This is a genomic window from candidate division WOR-3 bacterium, from assembly GCA_039804025.1.
In the GTDB taxonomy this organism is placed as follows: domain Bacteria; phylum Hydrothermota; class Hydrothermia; order Hydrothermales; family JAJRUZ01; genus JBCNVI01.
Genome location: JBDRZP010000004.1, coordinates 49,575 through 69,341, shown reverse-complemented (window position 1 = coordinate 69,341; position 19,767 = coordinate 49,575). Strand labels below are relative to the sequence as shown.

19 protein-coding genes are annotated in these 19,767 nt (G+C 28.9%); 12 read left to right on the top strand and 7 right to left on the bottom strand.

Annotated elements, in window-relative coordinates:
* Together recJ and ABIN73_02545 are read left to right on the top strand one after the other, a co-directional pair.
* Nucleotides 1-1,668 (top strand): single-stranded-DNA-specific exonuclease RecJ, encoded by a 1,668-nt coding sequence (gene recJ / locus ABIN73_02550; GenBank protein MEO0268603.1) that lies wholly within the window; start codon nucleotides 1-3, stop codon nucleotides 1,666-1,668.
* The gene (locus ABIN73_02545) at nucleotides 1,655-2,464 is read left to right on the top strand and encodes an SDR family oxidoreductase (protein ID MEO0268602.1); all 810 of its coding nucleotides are present in this window, start codon (nucleotides 1,655-1,657) and stop codon (nucleotides 2,462-2,464) included. The genes recJ and ABIN73_02545 overlap by 14 nt, the downstream gene beginning before the upstream one ends.
* On the opposite strand, the gene ABIN73_02540 is transcribed toward ABIN73_02545, so the two are convergent.
* Together ABIN73_02540 and ABIN73_02535 are read right to left on the bottom strand one after the other, a co-directional pair.
* Nucleotides 2,461-3,954 carry a glycosyltransferase family 39 protein gene (locus tag ABIN73_02540; GenBank protein MEO0268601.1) on the bottom strand — a complete coding sequence of 498 codons (1,494 nt, stop codon included), beginning with the start codon at nucleotides 3,952-3,954 and terminating at the stop codon, nucleotides 2,461-2,463. The two genes, ABIN73_02545 and ABIN73_02540, sit on opposite strands and share 4 nt — an antisense overlap.
* Nucleotides 3,908-4,831 carry an ROK family protein gene (locus ABIN73_02535; protein MEO0268600.1) on the bottom strand — a complete coding sequence of 308 codons (924 nt, stop codon included), beginning with the start codon at nucleotides 4,829-4,831 and terminating at the stop codon, nucleotides 3,908-3,910. Before ABIN73_02535 ends, ABIN73_02540 begins: the two co-directional genes overlap by 47 nt.
* Nucleotides 4,832-4,862: 31 nt before the next feature.
* On the opposite strand from ABIN73_02535, the gene ABIN73_02530 reads away from it, so the two are divergent.
* The 4 genes from ABIN73_02530 (at nucleotide 4,863) to ABIN73_02515 (ending at nucleotide 9,394) form a co-directional block, all read left to right on the top strand.
* Nucleotides 4,863-5,738, top strand: coding sequence for a membrane dipeptidase (locus tag ABIN73_02530; protein MEO0268599.1), 876 nt, complete (start codon nucleotides 4,863-4,865; stop codon nucleotides 5,736-5,738).
* Between the two features lie 2 nt (nucleotides 5,739-5,740).
* Nucleotides 5,741-6,685 carry a CapA family protein gene (locus tag ABIN73_02525; protein ID MEO0268598.1) on the top strand — a complete coding sequence of 315 codons (945 nt, stop codon included), beginning with the start codon at nucleotides 5,741-5,743 and terminating at the stop codon, nucleotides 6,683-6,685.
* 375 nt (nucleotides 6,686-7,060) lie between these two features.
* Nucleotides 7,061-8,581, top strand: coding sequence for an N-6 DNA methylase (locus ABIN73_02520; protein ID MEO0268597.1), 1,521 nt, complete (start codon nucleotides 7,061-7,063; stop codon nucleotides 8,579-8,581).
* A 12-nt stretch (nucleotides 8,582-8,593) separates the two neighbouring features.
* Entirely contained in the window at nucleotides 8,594-9,394 is an 801-nt protein-coding gene (locus ABIN73_02515; protein ID MEO0268596.1) for a hypothetical protein, read from the top strand.
* Nucleotides 9,395-9,474: 80 nt separating this feature from the next.
* Here the strand turns inward: ABIN73_02515 and sppA are convergent, their stop codons facing one another.
* Nucleotides 9,475-10,326: a signal peptide peptidase SppA gene (sppA, locus tag ABIN73_02510; protein ID MEO0268595.1), complete on the bottom strand. Its 852-nt coding sequence runs from the start codon at nucleotides 10,324-10,326 to the stop codon at nucleotides 9,475-9,477.
* A 48-nt stretch (nucleotides 10,327-10,374) separates the two neighbouring features.
* Between sppA and ABIN73_02505 the strand changes: the two genes are divergently transcribed.
* The 3 genes from ABIN73_02505 to ABIN73_02495 all read left to right on the top strand — a co-directional run bounded on the left by ABIN73_02505 (nucleotide 10,375) and on the right by ABIN73_02495 (nucleotide 14,312).
* The gene (locus ABIN73_02505) at nucleotides 10,375-12,030 is read left to right on the top strand and encodes a hypothetical protein (protein MEO0268594.1); all 1,656 of its coding nucleotides are present in this window, start codon (nucleotides 10,375-10,377) and stop codon (nucleotides 12,028-12,030) included.
* The gene (gene murA / locus ABIN73_02500) at nucleotides 12,023-13,288 is read left to right on the top strand and encodes a UDP-N-acetylglucosamine 1-carboxyvinyltransferase (protein ID MEO0268593.1); all 1,266 of its coding nucleotides are present in this window, start codon (nucleotides 12,023-12,025) and stop codon (nucleotides 13,286-13,288) included. The genes ABIN73_02505 and murA overlap by 8 nt, the downstream gene beginning before the upstream one ends.
* Before the next feature lie 202 nt (nucleotides 13,289-13,490).
* Nucleotides 13,491-14,312 carry a hypothetical protein gene (locus ABIN73_02495; protein ID MEO0268592.1) on the top strand — a complete coding sequence of 274 codons (822 nt, stop codon included), beginning with the start codon at nucleotides 13,491-13,493 and terminating at the stop codon, nucleotides 14,310-14,312.
* A 3-nt stretch (nucleotides 14,313-14,315) separates the two neighbouring features.
* On the opposite strand, the gene ABIN73_02490 is transcribed toward ABIN73_02495, so the two are convergent.
* Nucleotides 14,316-15,299 (bottom strand): hypothetical protein, encoded by a 984-nt coding sequence (locus tag ABIN73_02490; protein MEO0268591.1) that lies wholly within the window; start codon nucleotides 15,297-15,299, stop codon nucleotides 14,316-14,318.
* Nucleotides 15,300-15,465: 166 nt separating this feature from the next.
* On the opposite strand from ABIN73_02490, the gene ABIN73_02485 reads away from it, so the two are divergent.
* The 3 genes from ABIN73_02485 (at nucleotide 15,466) to ABIN73_02475 (ending at nucleotide 18,756) form a co-directional block, all read left to right on the top strand.
* Nucleotides 15,466-16,281, top strand: a complete 816-nt coding sequence (locus ABIN73_02485; GenBank protein MEO0268590.1) for a FlgD immunoglobulin-like domain containing protein — start codon at nucleotides 15,466-15,468, stop codon at nucleotides 16,279-16,281.
* Between the two features lie 131 nt (nucleotides 16,282-16,412).
* The gene (locus ABIN73_02480; protein ID MEO0268589.1) at nucleotides 16,413-17,435 is read left to right on the top strand and encodes a hypothetical protein; all 1,023 of its coding nucleotides are present in this window, start codon (nucleotides 16,413-16,415) and stop codon (nucleotides 17,433-17,435) included.
* A gap of 124 nt (nucleotides 17,436-17,559) precedes the next feature.
* Nucleotides 17,560-18,756, top strand: coding sequence for a 2,3-bisphosphoglycerate-independent phosphoglycerate mutase (locus ABIN73_02475; GenBank protein ID MEO0268588.1), 1,197 nt, complete (start codon nucleotides 17,560-17,562; stop codon nucleotides 18,754-18,756).
* A 2-nt stretch (nucleotides 18,757-18,758) separates the two neighbouring features.
* Here the strand turns inward: ABIN73_02475 and ABIN73_02470 are convergent, their stop codons facing one another.
* Genes ABIN73_02470 through ABIN73_02460 form a run of 3 tightly spaced genes read right to left on the bottom strand, consistent with a single transcriptional unit; the run spans nucleotide 18,759 to nucleotide 19,741 of the window.
* Nucleotides 18,759-19,124 (bottom strand): DUF2089 domain-containing protein, encoded by a 366-nt coding sequence (locus ABIN73_02470; protein MEO0268587.1) that lies wholly within the window; start codon nucleotides 19,122-19,124, stop codon nucleotides 18,759-18,761.
* Entirely contained in the window at nucleotides 19,121-19,378 is a 258-nt protein-coding gene (locus ABIN73_02465; GenBank protein ID MEO0268586.1) for a DUF5668 domain-containing protein, read from the bottom strand. Before ABIN73_02465 ends, ABIN73_02470 begins: the two co-directional genes overlap by 4 nt.
* 12 nt (nucleotides 19,379-19,390) lie before the next feature.
* Nucleotides 19,391-19,741, bottom strand: coding sequence for a hypothetical protein (locus ABIN73_02460; GenBank protein ID MEO0268585.1), 351 nt, complete (start codon nucleotides 19,739-19,741; stop codon nucleotides 19,391-19,393).
* Nucleotides 19,742-19,767: the final 26 nt, after the last annotated feature.

Here is a 19,767-nt window from a genome sequence, read left to right as displayed (position 1 = left end):
ATGAAAAAAAGGAGATGGTTTTTAAAGACAGATAGAATTCCTTCAAAGGAAAATTTACTTAATTTTTTACTTGAAATAAGAGGAATAGAGGATAAGGAAAGTTTTTTAAATCCTGAACTTTCCTATATATACTCACATTTTAAATTAAAAGGGGTTCATGAATCAGCAATAAGGTTAAAAGAAGCAATAGAAAAAAATGAAAAAATAGGTCTTTATTTAGATTATGATGTAGATGGAATAACAGGTGGAGCGCTTTTATATAGAAATCTAAAAAAATTGGGGGTAGAACCAGAAGTAAAACTTCCGAACCGTTTAAAAGAGGGCTACGGTATTCAAATTGAAGGTTTAAAGGAATTAAAAGATAAAGGCACAAAACTCGTTATTACCGTTGATTCAGGAATAAGAGCTTTTGAAGCAGCAGAATGGGCTTTTAAAAATGGGATTGATCTTATTATTACTGATCACCATGTTCCTTCAAAAGAACTTCCTCCTGCCTTTTCAATAATAAATCCACATATTAATTATCCTTTTAAGTATCTTTCAGGTGTTGGAGTTGTATTTAAATTTTTACTTTATTTTAATGAGATTATGGGAAAGGATATAAAAGAACTTTTATGGGACCTTGATCTTGTTGCTCTTGGAACAGTTGCTGATATTGTTCCACTTATATCTGAAAACAGAGTTTTTACTTATCTTGGAATTAAAATATTAGAAAAATCAAAAAAGTTAGGAATTAGGGCACTAAAAAAAATTTCTGGAAGAGAAGAAAATTTAAGAACAAGGGATATTGCCTTTATCCTTGCTCCAAGATTAAATTCAGCAGGAAGAATAAGTGATGCAATTTTATCATTTAAACTCCTTGTCTCTAAAGAAAGAGAAGAGGTTATAGAAATAGCAAGGAAACTCGAAAAACTGAATAAAGAAAGACAGAAGGAACAGGAGAGAATATTGAAAGAAGTTATTTCAATTATTGAGAAAGAAGAAAAAAATAAAGATTACTTTATTGTAGTAAAAGGTAAAGATTTTCATCCAGGTGTAATAGGAATTGTATCATCAAAAATTACTGAAAAATATTCAAGACCTTCAATTGTTTTCACAGAGGAGGGAGATATTTTAAGAGGATCTGCAAGGGGGATAAAAAATTTAAATCTTATGGAAATACTTGATAAACTGAGTGACATAATTATTGAATACGGTGGACACAAAAGTGCTGCAGGTCTTAAGATATATAAAAAAGATTATGAAAAATTTGAAGAAAGAATAAATACAATAACTTCCCTTTTAGTTAAAGAAGAAGATTTAGAACCTGAAATTGAAATTGATGCAAAATTTCCTATAGAGGAATGGGATATAAATCTTTATAAAGAAGTTATAGAAAAACTTGAACCCTTTGGTGAAGGTAATCAAAAACCAGTTTTTCTTGAAGAAGAAGTTTTCTGCATGGGGGACATCAAACTTAGAAAAAATGAACATCTTGATTTTTACATAGGCAAAAATGGAAAATTTTTCAGAGCCTTTGTTCCTGAAAGACCTGATGTTTATAATAGAATAATATCAGGTAAAACAAAAATTTCTGTTATCTATACACCTGAAATTGATTATTATTCAAAAAAGAGAAATTTATCCTTTAAAATTTTAGATCTTGATATTAAAGATGAAAGATTTTAAAAACAAAAATTTTTTAATAACAGGTGCTTCCTCAGGTCTTGGAAAAGCACTTGCTTATAAAATTGCAAAAGAAGGCGGTAATATTTTAATTGGTTCAAGGAAAAGAGAAATTCTTGAAAATATTAAAGATGAAATTCTTTCAAAATTCAATGTTAAGGTAATAACCACTTTTTTAGATGTTACCGATAAAAACAGTGTTAAAAATTTTATTTTTGTAGCACTGGAAAGTTTTGACAGTATAGATTGTCTTATAAACAATGCTGGAATGGGTTTATATTCAAAAATTGAAGATGTAACAGATGAAGATTTTCAAAAATTATTTGACCTTAATGTTAAAGGAGTTTTTCTTTTAACAAGAGAAGTTATTCCCTACATGAAAAAACAGGGGAAAGGAATTATTGTAAATGTTTCCTCCCTTGCCGGATATGTAGGAACTCCCTATATGAGCATATATGCAGCAACAAAATTTGCAGTTCGCGGTTTTACTGATTCTTTAAGAAGGGAATTAAAACCTTTTAGGATTAAAGTTATTGGTGTTTATCCTGGTCCCTTTGAATCAGACTTTTTTAAAAATGCAATAAATAAAATTGGAGCCCAGAATGTTTCAAAAAATAAATTGATGTGGTCTAACTCAGAAAAAGTTGCAGAAAAAATTATAGAAGGTATTAAAAAAGGCAAAAAGAATATATACATAAAACCCCTCTGGAAAGTAATTGCTAAAATGCATGATAATATTCCCTTTTTATTTGACCTTTTCCTTTCCTCAAATAAATATTATAAAAATTTTGAAAATTAATATCTTCTTAAGTAAATAACTGTTCCATCAGGAAACTTTTTTGTAAAGGGAAACTCTTTTTTTAAATAATCTTCATAATCCCTGAAACTGTATTTCATATAAAAGAGTCTATAAACTCCTTGAAAGATAATTATTCCATCGACAGGAATAAGTTTAAATAAATAATCATAATCTTCAAAATATGTTAGAGGGAATATACATGTTCTTCCAGTGTAAAAACCTATAAGAGCATCAGCATTACTTATTAAAAATTTATCTTGAGGTGTTAGAGATTCAATTTCTTTTAAAACTTTTTCACTTAAAAGGAAACTTTCATTTCTTTTTATACAATCCTTAATGATATTTTTATTTTCATGAATTATAAGAATTAAAGTAAAAATTACAAAAAATTTAAAAAAGCTTTTAAAATTATTTAAAAAAGATATAGAAAAAAGAATTATAAGAGGTGAAAGATAAAGTAGAAAGCGATGTTCAGGATTTATAAATCCAAGTATAGGTGCAAATATTAAAAGAGATAATATTAGAAAAGTTTTTAAGTTTTTTAAATTTTCATCAGAACTTTTAAACAAAAAGGCAAAAGGAAAAAGATAAAAGGGTGTTAATTTATCAAGGTTTTTTAAATAAAAAAAGAATGAATCAATTTTATTTTCAATAAAAGAAGAAAATCTTATATTCAAAGAAGTTTTATAGGGTATATTTGCAAATTCAAATCCATAAAGAGAATAAAAACCGAGATTAAAAAAGGGATTACCTGTTATTTTATAAATTCTTATAAGCCAGGGTAAAAGCGGTAAAAAAACTGAAATAAGAAAAATAATTATGTTTTTAATACTTACCTTATTTCTATAAAAAATAAAGAAAACAGGGAAAAGAAATAAAAGGGAAATATAATATCTTGTCAGAATAAAAAGAGAAAGAAAAAAACCTGATAATAAAAAATCTTTTAAATTTTCACCTTTAAATAAAAAAATTAAAAATAAAAAAAATAAAGAAACAGCAAAAGGTTCTGATAATCCTTTAAAAGTTAAATCAAGATAAATTGGGTTTAACATAAAAAAAATAAGTGTTAAAATTTTAATACTATCTTCTAATTTAAAAATATCAAGAAAAATTAAAAGAAATATTCCTGAAATTATATAAAATAAAAAACTTGTTAAAAGAATAGTTTTATCACTTATTCCAAAAATTTTGAAAAAAATTGAGATTGAAAGGGGATAAAGTGGCATTCTTAAAATTGATGGAACCGGTATTTTCCTTGAAAAATCAAAAGCAAGTTGAAGGGCATAAATGTTATTTACAAAAAAATTCTTTTTTAAAACTAAATTTTTTGCAATGTTAGCATACTCATAGCTATCACTTGTTAAATGAAATGTTGAATGGGGATATTTTTCTATAAAGATTATTCCTGATAAAAATAAAACAAAAAGAAAAATTATAGATAATTTATTTTTCTTTAAGAATTGAATCATAGGCGTATAGAGAGGCACCATACATACCTGCTTTATCCTTTAGATCAGCCATTTCAATTTTTATATTCAAAAGATAATGGGGAACCCTTAAAGAATACTCTTCAAGAATAAAGGGATAAAAAATTTCAAAAGCATTTGAAATCCCTCCGCCTATTATAAATTTTTGTGGTGAAAATACCTTTGCAAAATCAGATAGTGCTATTCCAAGTGCCCATCCTAAATTTTTAAAACATTCAATTGCTAAAGTATCCCCCTTTTTTGCCATTTCATAAACTGCTTCAGGTTCTACTTTTAAAGGATTTCTTGTTAAAATATGTTCAACTCCCTCCTTCTTTTTCTTATAAAGAAAATTCCTTATTCCTGTTTTTGAAGCAAAAGCTTCAAGACAACCCCTATTTCCACAGTTACATATAGGTCCATCAGGGTCAACAGTTACATGTCCAAATTCTGCTCCAAGATTTTTATAACCCCTGAACAACTTCCCCTCAATGAAAACTGCTCCTCCAACACCTGTTCCAAGAGTTAAAAATATGAAGCATTCAAGACCCTTTGCTTTTCCAAGTCTCCATTCCCCATAGGCATTCATATGACAGTCATTATCAAAAAAAACTTTTTTCACTTTCAATCTATCTGTTATAACTTCATCAAGATTTTTTCCGAATAAGAAGGGAAGATTTGGAGCAAATCTTAAAATGTTACCTTCTTCAATAACACCTGGAATTCCAAAACCGATAGCTTTTAATCCTTCAATTTTATTTAAAAATTCAATTATTTCTTTTAAAAAATCTTCTTCAGGATTTATTTCAAATACCTTTTCATCAAAGAATTTTTCGCCATCATATAAACAAAATTTCACTCTTGTTCCACCTATGTCGCAACCAGCCACTTTTATTTTCATTTCAATTATTATAAAGCATATCATTATTCTTATGGAAAAAATAATATTTGACCTTCACCAAGATTTACTTGAACCACTGCTTAAGAAAGATAATTTTGAAAAAGATTTTTTCAAGTTTAATGTTATATCTGTATTTACTCCTCTTATATGGAAGGATAAAAAATTTGTTGAAACTCTTGACATTTATAAGGCTTTAAGAACAATTGAAACATATAGGGAATTTGCTGAAAAAAATGGTTTAATTATTATTGAGAAAAAAGAGGATTTAAAAAGGGTTTTAAATTCCGATAAAAAGGGATTTATCCTTGAAATTGAAGGATGTTCTTTTATACTTGATAAATATATTTTAAAGGCATTTATCAATCTCGGTGTTAGAATTTTTACACTAACATGGAACTTTTCCAATCACATAGCATCCTCCTGTGCTGAAAAAAATGATTTTGGTCTGACGAATTTTGGAAGGGAAATTGTTGAAGAGATAGTTTCAAATAAATGTATAATTGATCTTGCCCATTCTGGAAGAAAAACCTTTTATGATGTTTATAAATTAAAAATTCCTTTTATTGTTTCCCATACTGGAATCCTTAATAAGCCAAAAACAAAGAGAAATATTTCTTTTGAAGAAATGAAAAGGATTAAAAAGAGGAGAGGAATTGTGGGTATTGGTCTTGGTAACATTTTTTTTGAAAGGAGAATTAATAAAAAAGAAGTTTTAAAGGAAATAAAAAAGTTAATAAAAAAATATCCCGAAAATATTGCCCTCGGCTCTGATTTATTCGGTTTATCAGAAAAACATATAATTGAGGGTTTATATTCTTATAAGGAAATAAAAGAAGCCTTGGAAGAATTTCCTGAAAATTTTTTATATTTAAATGCTTATAAATTTTTTGAAGAAAATTTACCTTAAAAATGGTTGATACACTATTTCTAACAATTGCCTTAATGGGAGACCTTGTGCTCGGTAATGTTTTGAAAGATAGAATTCCCCCTGATTCTGGATTTATTCTTTTTAAAAATGTTAAAAATTTTATAGAAGAATCTGATTTATCCTTTGCAAATTTTGAAGGAGTATTTAATATTGATGTAATAGATAGAAATAAAGAATATAGATTCCTTTTTCCTTTAAGTTCATTAAAGGGGCTAAAAAAAAGTGGAATAAAGGGATTTTCAATTGCAAATAATCATATCTATGATGGAGGGGAAAAGGCAGCAAAAAAAACTTATGAAATTTTAAAAAAGGAAGGTTTCATAGTTTCAGGTTTAAAAGGAACCTTTGATACTTTTAGAATTAAAAATTTAAAAGTGGGTTTTATTGCCTATTCAGTTTATGATTATACGAACAATTTATTAAAGGAAGATGATTTAAAGTTAGCAGAAGTTTTAGCAAAAAAAACTGATATTTTAATTGTATCGATACATGCAGGAGCAGAAGGTGATTCTGCAATGCATGTAAAAGATAAGTTTGAATACTTTTATGGTGAAAAAAGGGGGAATGTAAAAAAATTAGCAAGGTATTTAGTTGATATAGGTTCTGATATAGTATTTGGTCATGGTCCACATGTTATAAGGGGTATTGAGATTTATAAGGAAAGAATAATTGCTTATTCACTTTCTAATTTTGCCTGTTTCTGGGGATTAAACCTTGATTATCCGAGAAATATATCATTTATATTAAAAGTGAAAGTAAATTCAACTGGAGAATTTATTGAGGGGGAGATAGTTCCATTAGTATTAATTCCACCTGGTATACCTGAATATGATGAAAAAGAAGAAGCGTTAAAAATTTTACAGAAACTCATTAGGGAAGATGAACTTAAAAATGTAAAGATAGAGGGGAAAAAAATTTTAAGGTAAAAAATTTATTAAAATTTGTGTGGTTTACTTATATTGAATTTTATAGTTAAATAGGAGTATAAGAAGTGCTCCTACAAAGTGTTCCTCATAAAATCTCTGGCATTTTCACTTGTTAAAGATTTATAAGCAAAAGCAAAACAAAATTTGTTTTTAAATTAGCCACAAATAAAATATATCTTTTTAAAGTAATTTCTTTAATTTTCCTCTTTTATCATTTTTATCATTTTCTTTTTTTCATATCTTAGTTTAATGTGTTTAGTCAACTTTTCAAACTATATAATATATTTTTAAATTTTTCAGTTTATGATTGAAATTTGTAAAAATATTTTAAAAACTTTATAATATTTTATATTATAGATATAAGAAAGATTTACTATGAAACGTAAAATTAAATATAAATCAAACCGAGAAAAAATTTTAATTAATCAAAATATAAAAAATGGGTATGTTAAAGATTTAGGAATGGGAACTTATATTTCGGCAGAAAAAAAGCGAAGAGAATTTGGTGCACATCTTACCTCCATAGACATTTTTAGAAAATTTATTCTTCCAGAGATTAAAGATATTCTCTATAACCATAGTTGGATAGACCTATTTGCTGGCGAAGGTAACCTAATTTTACCTATATTAGAAGTAATTCCTGAAGATAAAAGAGTAGAATTCTTTAAAGAACATATCCTTCTTTTTGATATACAGAAAGAAATGGTTGAGAAGGCTATTGAAAAGGCACTAAGTTATGGGATTCCTTATAAGATAGCGAAAGAAAATATTCAACTAAGGGATACTTTACAAAACTATCCAGACTTTAAACATTTAAAACATCCCCCTTATCATATAACCAATCCCCCTTATCTTTATTTAGGATATATTGTCAAACATTCTGACAGAAATTTGACATATTTTTGTGGTCCTAATGAAGGCTATCAAGACTTGTATCAAATTGCTCTTATTAATGATTTAAGACACAATATAGAAAAAATGATTTATATAATCCCTACTAATTTTTTATTTGGTTTTTCTGTATCTAATAAAATTAGAAGAGATTTTCTTCCTTTTTATGATATCAAAAAAGCAATTATTTTTGAGAGAAAAATCTTTGAGTTTACAGGAACTAATGTTTGTATATGTTTTTTTGAAAGAAAACAAAAGCCATCCCAAGAACCAATCATTTTTAAAGCTTTAAAGATAAACAACAAAACCATAGAAAAAGAATATAAGCTATTGCCTAAGAATTTTTACAGAGCCGGGAGCGAATTTGATGAATTTGTCTCTTCTTTCAAATCTTCTTCACCATTAAAAATTAAATTTTATTTAACATTAGAAGAAGTTAAAAAAAATAAAGGTCCATACCAAGTTAAACTATTGGATGTAAATACTTTTTCTAATGGCTATTATAAAGTTAATACTTACTCGGTTAATGAAAGACTTTATAAAAAATTACAACAGAATCCTTTATTTGTAAGAACTCTAGATACCGGAAGCTGGGAAGGTAGAGCCGGAATTTATAATGTTAAAGAAACATTTGGAGTTGATGGGATAGTGGTGACAAAAGAAAAATACCGAACCCATCCAATTCAGATTTTTATAACCCCAGAACTTTCTTTTGATGATTTATCTTTATTAAAAAATTATTTTAATTTAGCACTTGAGTATTTTAGAGATATTACAGACAGTGAGTTCTTGACTACTTTTAAATATTCTGATTCTGATTATGTCCGGAAATATTTAGGATTATCTCAAGCGAAAAAATTATTAGAAACCTTCCCTGTTCATTTAATGTTTCCTAAAACTAAAGAGATATTAAGAATTTTAATAGAGCAAAAAAATATGGAAGGAATAAAAGATATTCTATTAAGTTTAAAAGAAAAATTTGGAAACCAATCAGCACTTTTTTGAATAGTGATAATTATGAATAAGTGGGTACAAAAAAGTATAAAATTGGCAAAGAGTGAGTTTTATTTAGATAAATTATTGAAAATATATCCTCCAGAAGAAATCAGCAGAGAGAAAGCCCTTAGCGAACAGCAGTATCAATTGTTAAAACGACTTTTTAAAGAAAAAAATTGTAAAGATTTAGTTAAAGAATTAATCCATTTGAAAAAACAGGGGTTTAAATTTCCTATTGAAAATCCGTATGTGAGTTTTCTAACTCATTATGAAGAAGCAATTGATAAAAACCCAAAAACTATTAGAAAAATTTGTGATAAATTGTTTGAAATGAATTTTAATGAATTAAAAGAAAAATTAGAAGCACCTAAAAAACCTAGTAGAAGGATAGGACCAATGTTTAAGATTTGGCTTAAAGAAAAGTTTGATTTCTTAGACATTAATGAATTTAGAAAAACACCCGGTATTGTATTTCTAAATGGGGGCGATAAATTCTTAAAGGAATATGCAACAAGAGAATTGAAATGTAAATTTAGAGAATTAAGCAAAGGATTGGATTTTGTAGCAAAGATTAATAATAAATACATAATAGGCACTGCTAAATTTATCACCGATTTTGGCGGTTCCCAAGATAATCAATTTAAAGAAGCAGTGAGTTTGGTAAAAGAAACTCTGTGTCCTTATAATGTAGTCAAGGTTGCTGTAATAGATGGTGTAGCATGGTTAGGTGGAGAAATGAAATTAACACTTGAAAAACTCAAAAATAATGAGTTTTGTTTTAGTGCACTATTATTAGAGGAATTCATAAAAAACCAACTATAATACAAATTTCCTTTATTTTTCTCTTTTTATCAATTTTTTACGTTTTTACTTTTTTCTCACCAATTTATTAACTTTTATTTTTAAAAAACCATTATGTATTTTAATTTTAAAAAGTTTAAATTAATTAACTCTTCAAAAAACTTATAAAAAAGCCCCCTTCTTCTTTCAGGCGGTCTAATTTCCTTTGGTTTTTCTTTTATTCCAGCAAGTTTTCCAGCTAATAGAAGAGCATCCTCATAGGTTCCAAGTGTATCAATAAGTCCCAATTTTTTAGCCTGTCTTCCTGTGAATATTTTACCCTCTGCCCATTCCTTTAAATTTAAAGTATCAAGATTCCTCCTTATTGCAACTTCTTTAAAAAATTGCCTGTATACATCATCAAGTAAATCTTCAAGATATTTCTTTTCTTCTTCTGAAATATCCCTGAAGGGTGAACCAACATCCTTAAACTTTCCCTTCTTAAAAACCCTAAACTTTATTCCTATTTTTTCCAAAAGTTCATAAAAGGATGGAAACTCTGCTATAACACCAATTGAACCTGTTATTGCACCAGGAGCAGCCATTATCTTATCAGCAGAAATTGCAACATAATAACCTCCTGAAGCACCAACTGCTGAAATATAAGCCAAAACAGGAACATTTTTCTCTTCTTTAAATTTTTTTATAGAATAGTATATTTCCTGTGACGCAACTACACCTCCACCAGGAGAATTTATGTAAATAAGCAAAGCCTTAACATCTTTTCTTTTTTTAAGATAATCGAGGTTTTTTCTGTATGTTTTGGAATCAATAAGAACATCCTTAACTTCAAGTATTCCAACTCCTCCTTTAACTATTTCCTTCTTCTGGGTTTTTATTGAAAGAAAGGAAAGTATATATATTAAAATGATAAACACAGAAAATAAAATTACTATTAAAATTCTTTTGTTCATATTTAAATTTTAAGGCAAAATTTTTAATAAATCCATTATAATAAAATTATGATTTTCTTATTTATTTTTCTTCAACCAATATTATCTGAAGTATTAAATGATGCACCTGGAAGTGAAACTCAAAGTGGAAGGAGAAATGAATGGATTGAAGTTTATAATCCAGGTCCTGATACCCTTGATTTATCCCTTTACGGAATTACAGATTTTGATGAACCAATTGATTCAATTGTTGCTTGGACTGATTCATTAATTTTGAGATTTCATCCAGGAGTTATATTCGGCAAAACAAAATTGCCCCCATTAAGGTTTGGTGTTATTCTTGACCCTGACTATACAGATACCTTAAACACAGAATACCCTCAACCTTATAGAATTGACCCTGGAACTTATATATTTAAAATAAGTGATAAGGATATAGGAAATAATGGAAGCGGACTTGCACTTACTGACCCCATAGCAATCTTTGAACTTTCAAATCCTTCAATTTATGTTTCCACATTTGGTATAAACGGGGTCCCTTTTACAAGCGGTCACGACGGAATATCAATTGAAAGAATTATACTGGAAGGACCCGATTCTACTTATAACTGGGGAAAGTCAACTGATCCAACAAAATCTACACCAGGTAGATTTAATTCAGTTTCACCTGGATTTGACCTTACTTTTAAAAGGGTTTATGTTAAACCTACTTTTATAAAAATTAACGAAAATTTTTCTGTTTATTTTCTTATAAAAAACGCTGGAACTCTTACCTATTCAGGTAATATAGGGGGTTATATTAAAATTTTAAATACTAAAAATTTTGAGCTTGATACAACAATTAAAGGTGGTGATTCTGTTTTATATTCCATAACTACACAGGAATCTAAAAGGGGAATTTTTAATCTTGAATTAAAAATTAATCCAGTGCTAAATGAAAAGGATACATTTAATAACACTTCAAGTTTCAAAGTAATAATTGATACACATTTAATTTACATAACTGAAATATTTTATAATGGTTCTCCAGAATGGATTGAAATAAAAACAAATTCAAGGGATACAGTTTTTTTAAATAATTTCATTTTAATGGATGAAACAAAAAAAACCTGTTTGATAAATAACATAAAGATACCTGGTGATACCTATGCTATTTTCACATCAGATACACTAAGTTTTTATGGAGTTTATGGTAAAATCCCTTTTACCTTTCAATTATCAAACTTTCCTGCTTTTAACAATGATGGTGATTTAGTCTTTATCACAGATAATTTAAAGGAGAGAATTGATTCTGTCAGATATTATCCTGATTGGGGAGGAAGTTACGGAATATCCCTTGAAAGGTATTCCTTTGGAACTTCCTGGTTAAAGGAAAACTGGGGTTCATCACAGGATCCAAAGGGTGCAACACCTGGAAGAGGTCCCTATAAAATTGAAATGGGGGAAAATAAATTGATTTTAAAGGGAAGAAGGTTTACTCCAAATAATGATGGAAAGGATGAGGAAATTGAAATATGGATTTCTCCATCCAAGGAATTATCATCCCTTTATTTATACGATTCTGCTGGATTTTTAAAACATACATTCTTTGAAAATCAAGTTATAAATTTCCCAAAACTTATTAAATTAACAAAAAATAATATAGGGCTTAAAAAGGGACTTTATATTGTTGTTTTAAAACAGGGTAATAAAATTTATAAAAATACTTTCGTTTACTTTGAATAGTAAAAAGTATCTTTTAATTGAGGGTTCTCATCCTTTAACAGGAGAAGTAGAAATTCAGGGTGCAAAGAATTCTGCCTTACCTCTTTTTGCCTCAATGCTTGTAATGGATGGAAAAACAAGGTTTACTAAAATTCCAGTTGTTGATGATGTTAAAACAATGATCTCCCTTTTATCACATCTTGGGTTAAATATAAATATTGATAAAAAGAACAAATGTGTGGAAATTGAAAATAAAGGAATTAAAGATGTGTCAGCACCTATTTCCTTTATTCAGAAAATGAGGGCTTCAATATATGTCTTAGGACCTCTTCTTGTAATGGAAGGTAAAGCAAAAGTTGGGATTCCTGGAGGATGTTCCTTTGGACCAAGACCTATAAACTTTCATTTAGAGGCTTTAAAAAAAATGGGGGCAAAAATTGATATAGAGGGAGGATTTATAATTGCAAGAGCAAATAAACTTAAAGGAACAAAAATAAAATTTAAAAGAGTAAGTGTGGGAGCAACTGCTCATATTGCAATAACAGCTTCAAGAATTGAAGAAGAGACTATTCTTGAAAATATATCTCTTGAACCAGAAGTTATTCATCTTTTTGATTTTTTAAAAAGCTGCGGTGTAAAAATTGAGATTGAGGGAAGAAGAGCAATTATAAAGGGAAATAGTAATTTAAAACCACCTTTAAATTTTGAAAACATACCAGATAGAATAGAAGCAGGAACTTATATGATGTTTGTTTCAGGAACAGGTGGTGAAATCATTTTAAAACCAAACCCTTCTAAATATCTTGAAAGTGTTATAAGGGTATTAAGAAAAATGGGAGTTTATATAGAAGATAAAGGTGATTTTCTTTATTTAAAAAGAGAAAAAGATTTAAATTCTTGTAACATAACAACATCACCCTATCCTGGTTATCCAACAGATTTACAGCCCCAAATTGTTGCTCTTTTAACACAGGCAACAGGTAAAAGCCTTGTAAAAGAGAGAATTTATCCTGAGAGGTTTGGTTATGTTGGAGAGCTTATAAAAATGGGTGCTGATATTGAAGTGGGACATGGTTATGCAAAAATAGAAGGGAAAACCAGATTAAAAGGCGCTCCTCTTTTTGCACCTGACATAAGAGCAGGAGCAGGTTTAATACTTGCAAGTCTTGTAGCAGAAGGTAAATCTCAGGTTATTGGAATAGAAAATATAAAAAGAGGATATGAGAAAATTGATAAAAAACTGAAAAAATTGGGAGCACGGGTTGAAATTAGAGAGTGATTTTTAAAGAATATAGATTATGGAATGGAAAATCAATTATATAAAGCCTTATAAATTTCAAGAAGAATATATTCCTTTCATTTTAATAATTTCTTTACCCCTCACGATCTTAATCATATATATAATTTTCGCAAAATTTGAAATTGGAGCCCCTTTTTTAATCATTTTTCTTTTTATAATTTTTTTCCTTTTTTTAGATCTTTTGGTTTTTTTTAATCTAATACAGAAAAAGAAAGCTTTAAAATGGTTTGACGATTTTTTTAAAAATATAAAAAAAATAGAAACAGAAGAAAAAGATAAAAAACTTTTGATTAAACTTATTTTAAATAAACCTATTAACAAATTAAAACTAAAAAGTGGTGAAATTTTCGTAGAAAGATACATTATTTCTTCAGGTAAATCTTCACATATTGTAACAAAATACAGAATTAATGAACATAAAAAATATGAATTTAATAACACTTCTCAAATTGAATTTGAAATTGAAAGAAGAAAAGTTTTAGGCTGTTTAGAAAAAGAAAAGGGTTTTATAGAAGGTTCAGGAATTGTTTTGGAGGGAATTTTTAAAAAGAAATTTATAATTTTATTTTCTGATGATACTTTAAAAGAAAAATTTAGACTAAGAGAAAATATCTTGACACTTTATAACGGGGTTAGGGCTTATCTTGAAGTACTTTCTATAACTGAAAGAGAAATAAAAATGTATTTATCAATAACTAATAAAGAAAAAGCAAGAAGCTTTAAAGTTGAGATAGAATGGGTAAATAAAGTGAATATAAGGAATCCTTACATAGTTAGAGAACTAATTTCAAGAAATGAAGATGTAGGAAGTTATGAAATAAATTACAAATTATTTGAGAAAGATGATAAAAATATCTATATCTTTCCTGAATTTTATTTTCCTGAAAAAATAAAACTATTAAAAATAGCAAAAAGTAAAAATTTTAAAATTTTTTTAAAATTATCCGCAGATTTTCCTCTTTTACCAGATAAGACTATTAAAACAGAAATTACATTTGAATAATTTTTAATATTTTTCAGTAGGAGCCCATAAGATTCCAAAAACAAAACTTATACCTTGATCATTTATTTTGTTGAAAATTATTGTATATCTTGAATTAAATATCAAATTAAAATCATATTTACGAAAGAATAAAATTCCTCCTCCAAGAACAAAACCAAAACCGTCCCTCTCGCTTGACCAGAAGTCATGAACACTTTCCTTTTTCGTTGGTCCGAAACCAAAAAGAACACCACCCTGGACAAAGGGAGAAAAATTTGATTGATAGAAAAAATAGTTAACAGGAACAATCATCTGGATACCTCTGTAAGAAATTTCAAATCTAAAATCAAAATCAACTGTTAGGACATTTGTCATAAAGTAAGTAAAAACAAAATCAAGATTAAAAGCCCTTTGAGGCTGTGGCTCTGCAAACTGTTCTCCTGTTTTCTTTATGATATCTTCTGTGTGTTCCTTTCTATAAGAATTTTTTCCTACAAAGTAATTATATCCAATTTTTACACTCGGAGCTAACCTTGCCTTTCTTCTCCAGCCCCCCTCTTCCTCAAGAGCAACCTCCTCTGCCTGTTTTCCCAAAACAAAAGATTTTGCAAGAAGTTTAATGGCAACATCTATATTTTCGAGAGATTCAAGAGGATATTGAGTAAAATAAAATACTTCTCCATTTGATACCTGAACAGCTTTTAAATCAAAAAAATATTTATCAAATTCAAGTGCATTAATGGAGCCAAAAATAACAATTTGAGCATCCTTTTCTTTACCCTTTTCAATCGCACATTCAACATCCTCACAAATCTCAGTGCCTTCTATAACCTGATATTTACCCAATTTTGCGATCTCACCTGCAAACAGTTTTGTTAAGACTTTATTTTTTGTAGGTTCAATATCTATTCCAAGAGAATTCCAGGGAAGAACAAGTATTTTTTCAGAATGTAAAACGCTATATAAAAAGAAGAAAAATATAACTTTTATTTTATATATTTTGTTCATAACTTATTTTATAAGTAATTATAGAAAAAAGTCAAACGATACCATAGGATTGCACCCAAAGCCTTTTTGAAAATTCTTTTTATTAAATATCTCATTGTAAAAATTTTGAGTAATTTTTATAATTAAAATATATGGTTCGAATCCTTCTCTTAAACAAGGAAGTAATATGATAGATTTTATCTTATTATTTCTATTTTCACAGCCTCCATCAAATGGAATATTTGGTGCTAAAATAAAAGGGATAGAGGTCCAGGAATTTGAACCTACCCATTTACAGAAATTCATCCAGTTCACAACAACAACTTCAGGTGAATGGGTCATTCTCCAGGCAGTAGCATCCCTCTCTGGTGGTGGAACTGCTACAGGTGACATTCTTGCATCAAAAGTTAAAGGACTCCAAATTAACGAAACATCTCAACTCCCTGAAAATGAATACTTTTCTGGATTTAACACCTCAGGTCCTGATGCAAATGGATTTTACACATTGAGTGCAATCACAAACCTCGGAAACAGTTACGATATTTTAAGAACAAAGCTTAAACTAACTGAAATCAATAACTACGCAGTCTCTGGCTATCACATAAGAAGATTTTATACAAGTGGTCCTGATACAGATGGCTTTGTATGGCTCCTTGTTGATATAGACCAGGTTGGTATAAAGGAAAGAGCTGGAAAAGAACTTGAAGAAACTAAAATTAAAATTTATAATGACCTAACAAAAATTGCACCAAACCCTGCCTCTGATTTCACAAGAATATATTATTCCTTATCTGAAAAAGCACATGTAAAAATCTATGTTTATGACAAAAAGGGAAGTATTGTAAAAAAAATAAAGGATGAGGAACAAAATAAAGGTATTTACAGAATATTCTGGGGACTTGAAGACAATAATGGCTTATTAGTTCCTTCAGGTGAATATTTCATAAAAATGGAAATAGGAAATAAATTTAAAAAAACAAAGAAAATTACTATTATAAGATAGAGAAGTGTTTAAGAATTCTGTAATCATCAACAGCACTCCTTTAAGAAAGAGAAAATTTTTTATACTAATACTAAAAGTTTTATTTATAAATATAAAAGGGTTCAATTCCCGAAAATAAAAAGGGGGCTAAAATGAATTTATCAAACAAAAAAATAATAGGAATTTTGTTTTTAGGGATTATATTTTTAGCACCCCAGAGGGCACCTGAAAGGGAAGAAATACTTCCTAAGCAAGGATGGATTGAAGGGCAAAGGGGATGGGATGAAAACGGAACAAATCTGTGGACAGCAGTATCACCTTTACCAAATTATAATGTTGGAATAGGAACAAGTTCACCGCAATATAAACTTGATGTTCTTGGTAACTCAAGAATTCAAGGTTCCCTCTATATAAATTCCTGGCCTATAAGTATAACATCCGCACCAAGCACAGGACAAGTTCTAAAATGGGATGGAGCTTCATTTGTCCCAGCAACAGATGAAAATAGTGGTGGAACAATAAGCGGTTCAGGTTCTGCAACACAGATTGCATTCTGGACAGGAACAAATACTATTGGTGGTAATAACAACTTATGGTGGGATAATACAAATGAAAGACTTGGAATAGGAACAAGCACACCAAAACAAAAACTTGATGTTAATGGTCAGATTAAATATGGAATAATTAAAAATGTTAGTAATGAACCCCTTGTCCCTTTCTTTGGCTTAGATGGAGATATTGATAAAATTTACCATATTATTATAATTGGAAGACTTTATACACAAAATCTTATCAGAAGCGTTCGACTCGGACCAAATGGTAATGTGGTAACAACCGGATTCCGAAACCTATCCCATCGGTTTTGGGAAGTAGGGGGAACAGGGGGTTCTGATATTTACATCAGAAATACTGGTGGTATTACTATGGGTTTTAGCAACTGGAATGCAGATGGGGATATTTTTATAGAGGGAATGTTTTATGCAGAAACCGGAAGAGCAAGAATTTACCAAGGAACCCATTCATATTATAATGTTACTGTAGGTGATGATAGAGAATTGCGGGGTGATCATATTGGCTGGTGGAATGATTCTACAACCAAAATCACATCTCTTGTGATAGACTTTCAAGGAGGCACCTTTACAGGAACAGTAATCCTCAGAGCAATACCTTGGTAAAAAAGGTAATTTAGAAAAAAGTTCTCTCTCCCTGTTAGAAAATTCTCATTTTGTAAGTTAGGGGTTTTTTTATAATCAAGTCTTTATAACAGAATTTACCTTTAATTAAATCTTATAATTAATTATGAAAATTATAAGAGAGATCTATTCAAAAAATAATAAAAAAATTCTACTTTTTGTTATTGATGGCATGTCAGGACTTCCATTAAACGGAAAAACTGAAATGGAATGCGCTAAAAAACCTAACCTTGATAACCTGGCAAAAAATTCAAGCTGTGGAAGAATTTTACCCGTTGAATGGGGAATAACACCGGGTAGCGGACCTGCACACCTTTCCCTCTTTGGTTATAATCCATTTAAATACCAGATTGGAAGAGGAGTTTTAGAGGCACTTGGAGTTGGAGCTGACCTTAAAAAGAAAGATGTAGCAATAAGATGCAATTTTTGCACCATAGATGAAAATGGAATTGTTACCGATAGAAGAGCAGGAAGAATTGAAACCGAAGAATCAAAAAAACTTGTTGAAAAAATAAAAGGTGAAATAAAAAAAATAGAAGATGTTGAAGTAATTCTTTATCCTGGAAAAGAACACAGATTTGTTTTAATTTTAAGGGGTGAGGACATTTCTCCTGAATTAAATGATACTGACCCGCTTAAAGAGGGAAAAAAACCTAAGGAACTTATCCCAAGGGATAAAAAGGCAGAAAAAACAAAAAGGGTAATTGAAACTTTTTTAAATAAAGTAAAAGAAATTTTAAAAGGGGAAAAAAGAGCAAATTTTGTTCTTTTAAGGGGATTTTCCTCCCTACCTGAATGGGAAACTTTTGAAGAAAAATGGGGATTAAAAGCCTGTGGAATAGCCTATTATCCTATGTACAGAGGACTTGCAAAACTTGTTGGAATGGATACACCTGAAGGAATAACAAAATTTGAAGAAGCAATTAAAGTTTTAAAAGAAAAAATTAAAGATTATGATTTTATATACCTTCATTATAAGGAAACAGATAAAAAGGGAGAAGATGGAGATTTTGAAGGTAAAGTTAAGGAAATTGAAAGAGTTGATAAATTTATTCCTGAAATTGTTGATCTTGGATTTGATGTTATAGCAATTACGGCAGATCACTCAACCCCTGCTGTATTAAAGAGCCATTCCTGGCATCCAACACCCCTTCTTATTTATTCGAAAACACAGGAACCTGACCCATGCGAAAAATTTGATGAAAGGGAAGTTTTAAAGGGTTATCTTGGAACAATAAAAGGTTATAAATTAATGCCTCTTTTACTAGCTCTTTCAGGTAAACTGGAAAAATTCGGTGCCTGAAATTATTTTCCTTTTATTTTATCTATAGCCTGTTCAACACTTATTTCACCTTTATAGAGACTATCAAGAATTTCTGATATCTTATTTTTCTCTTCCTTTTCACTTTCAATTCCTATATTTTTCAGAAACTCTTCAAATCTTGTCCTTACAGTGGGATAAGATACACCCATTACTTTTGCGAGTTCCGACAGATTTCCCCTTGTTTTTAAAAATAAAATCAAAAATTCTAAATCACTTGAACTGAGATTAAGTATAGGCGAAAAATAAAAATCTCCTTCTATTTCTGTTTTACATTCAGGACAGTAATATCTTTTTATTTTCAATTCTGAATTACATACAGGACACCTTGTAAGTATATTTTTTTTCATAAATCTTCAATTTCCTTTTTTGCTTCATCAACATTTATTTCTCCCTTTTCCAATCTTTCAAGAATTTCTAAAACTTTTCTTCTTTTTGACTTTTTTATTCTATTTCTTTTTCCAAGAGAGGAAATTATCATATAAATTCCCACAAAAACTATTATAAGAGGCCAATCCCTTGACCATTTAAAAAAAGATAAATAACCAAGATTTAAAAACCATATTAAAAGACCTATGAAAATCAGTATAAAAGCACTTTTCATAATTTTTTCCTCCTATTCAATCCATATTTTCACAACATCCCCATCTTCAGTTTTTACATTAACAATCTCACCTTCAGTATCAATATCAATGGAAGAAATAATCTCCTCAAGATCAATATCCTTTTCCTTTAAATCCTCTATTTTATCCTTTGGTATAAATTTAAGACCAAATTTTAAAAGGGATACAGGAATCTTTAAATTCACTTCATCACCCTCTTCATCCTTAACATAAATTTTAAACATTTTCACTTTTTTCCCTTTTTTAAATACATCTTCAAGAACTGCTTCTATCAACCTGTATCCATCATCAGCATTTATTTTACCCTCTTCCACCATCTTCAAAATTTTTTTTATCTCCTCCATAATTTTTTTATATTTTTAATGGATTT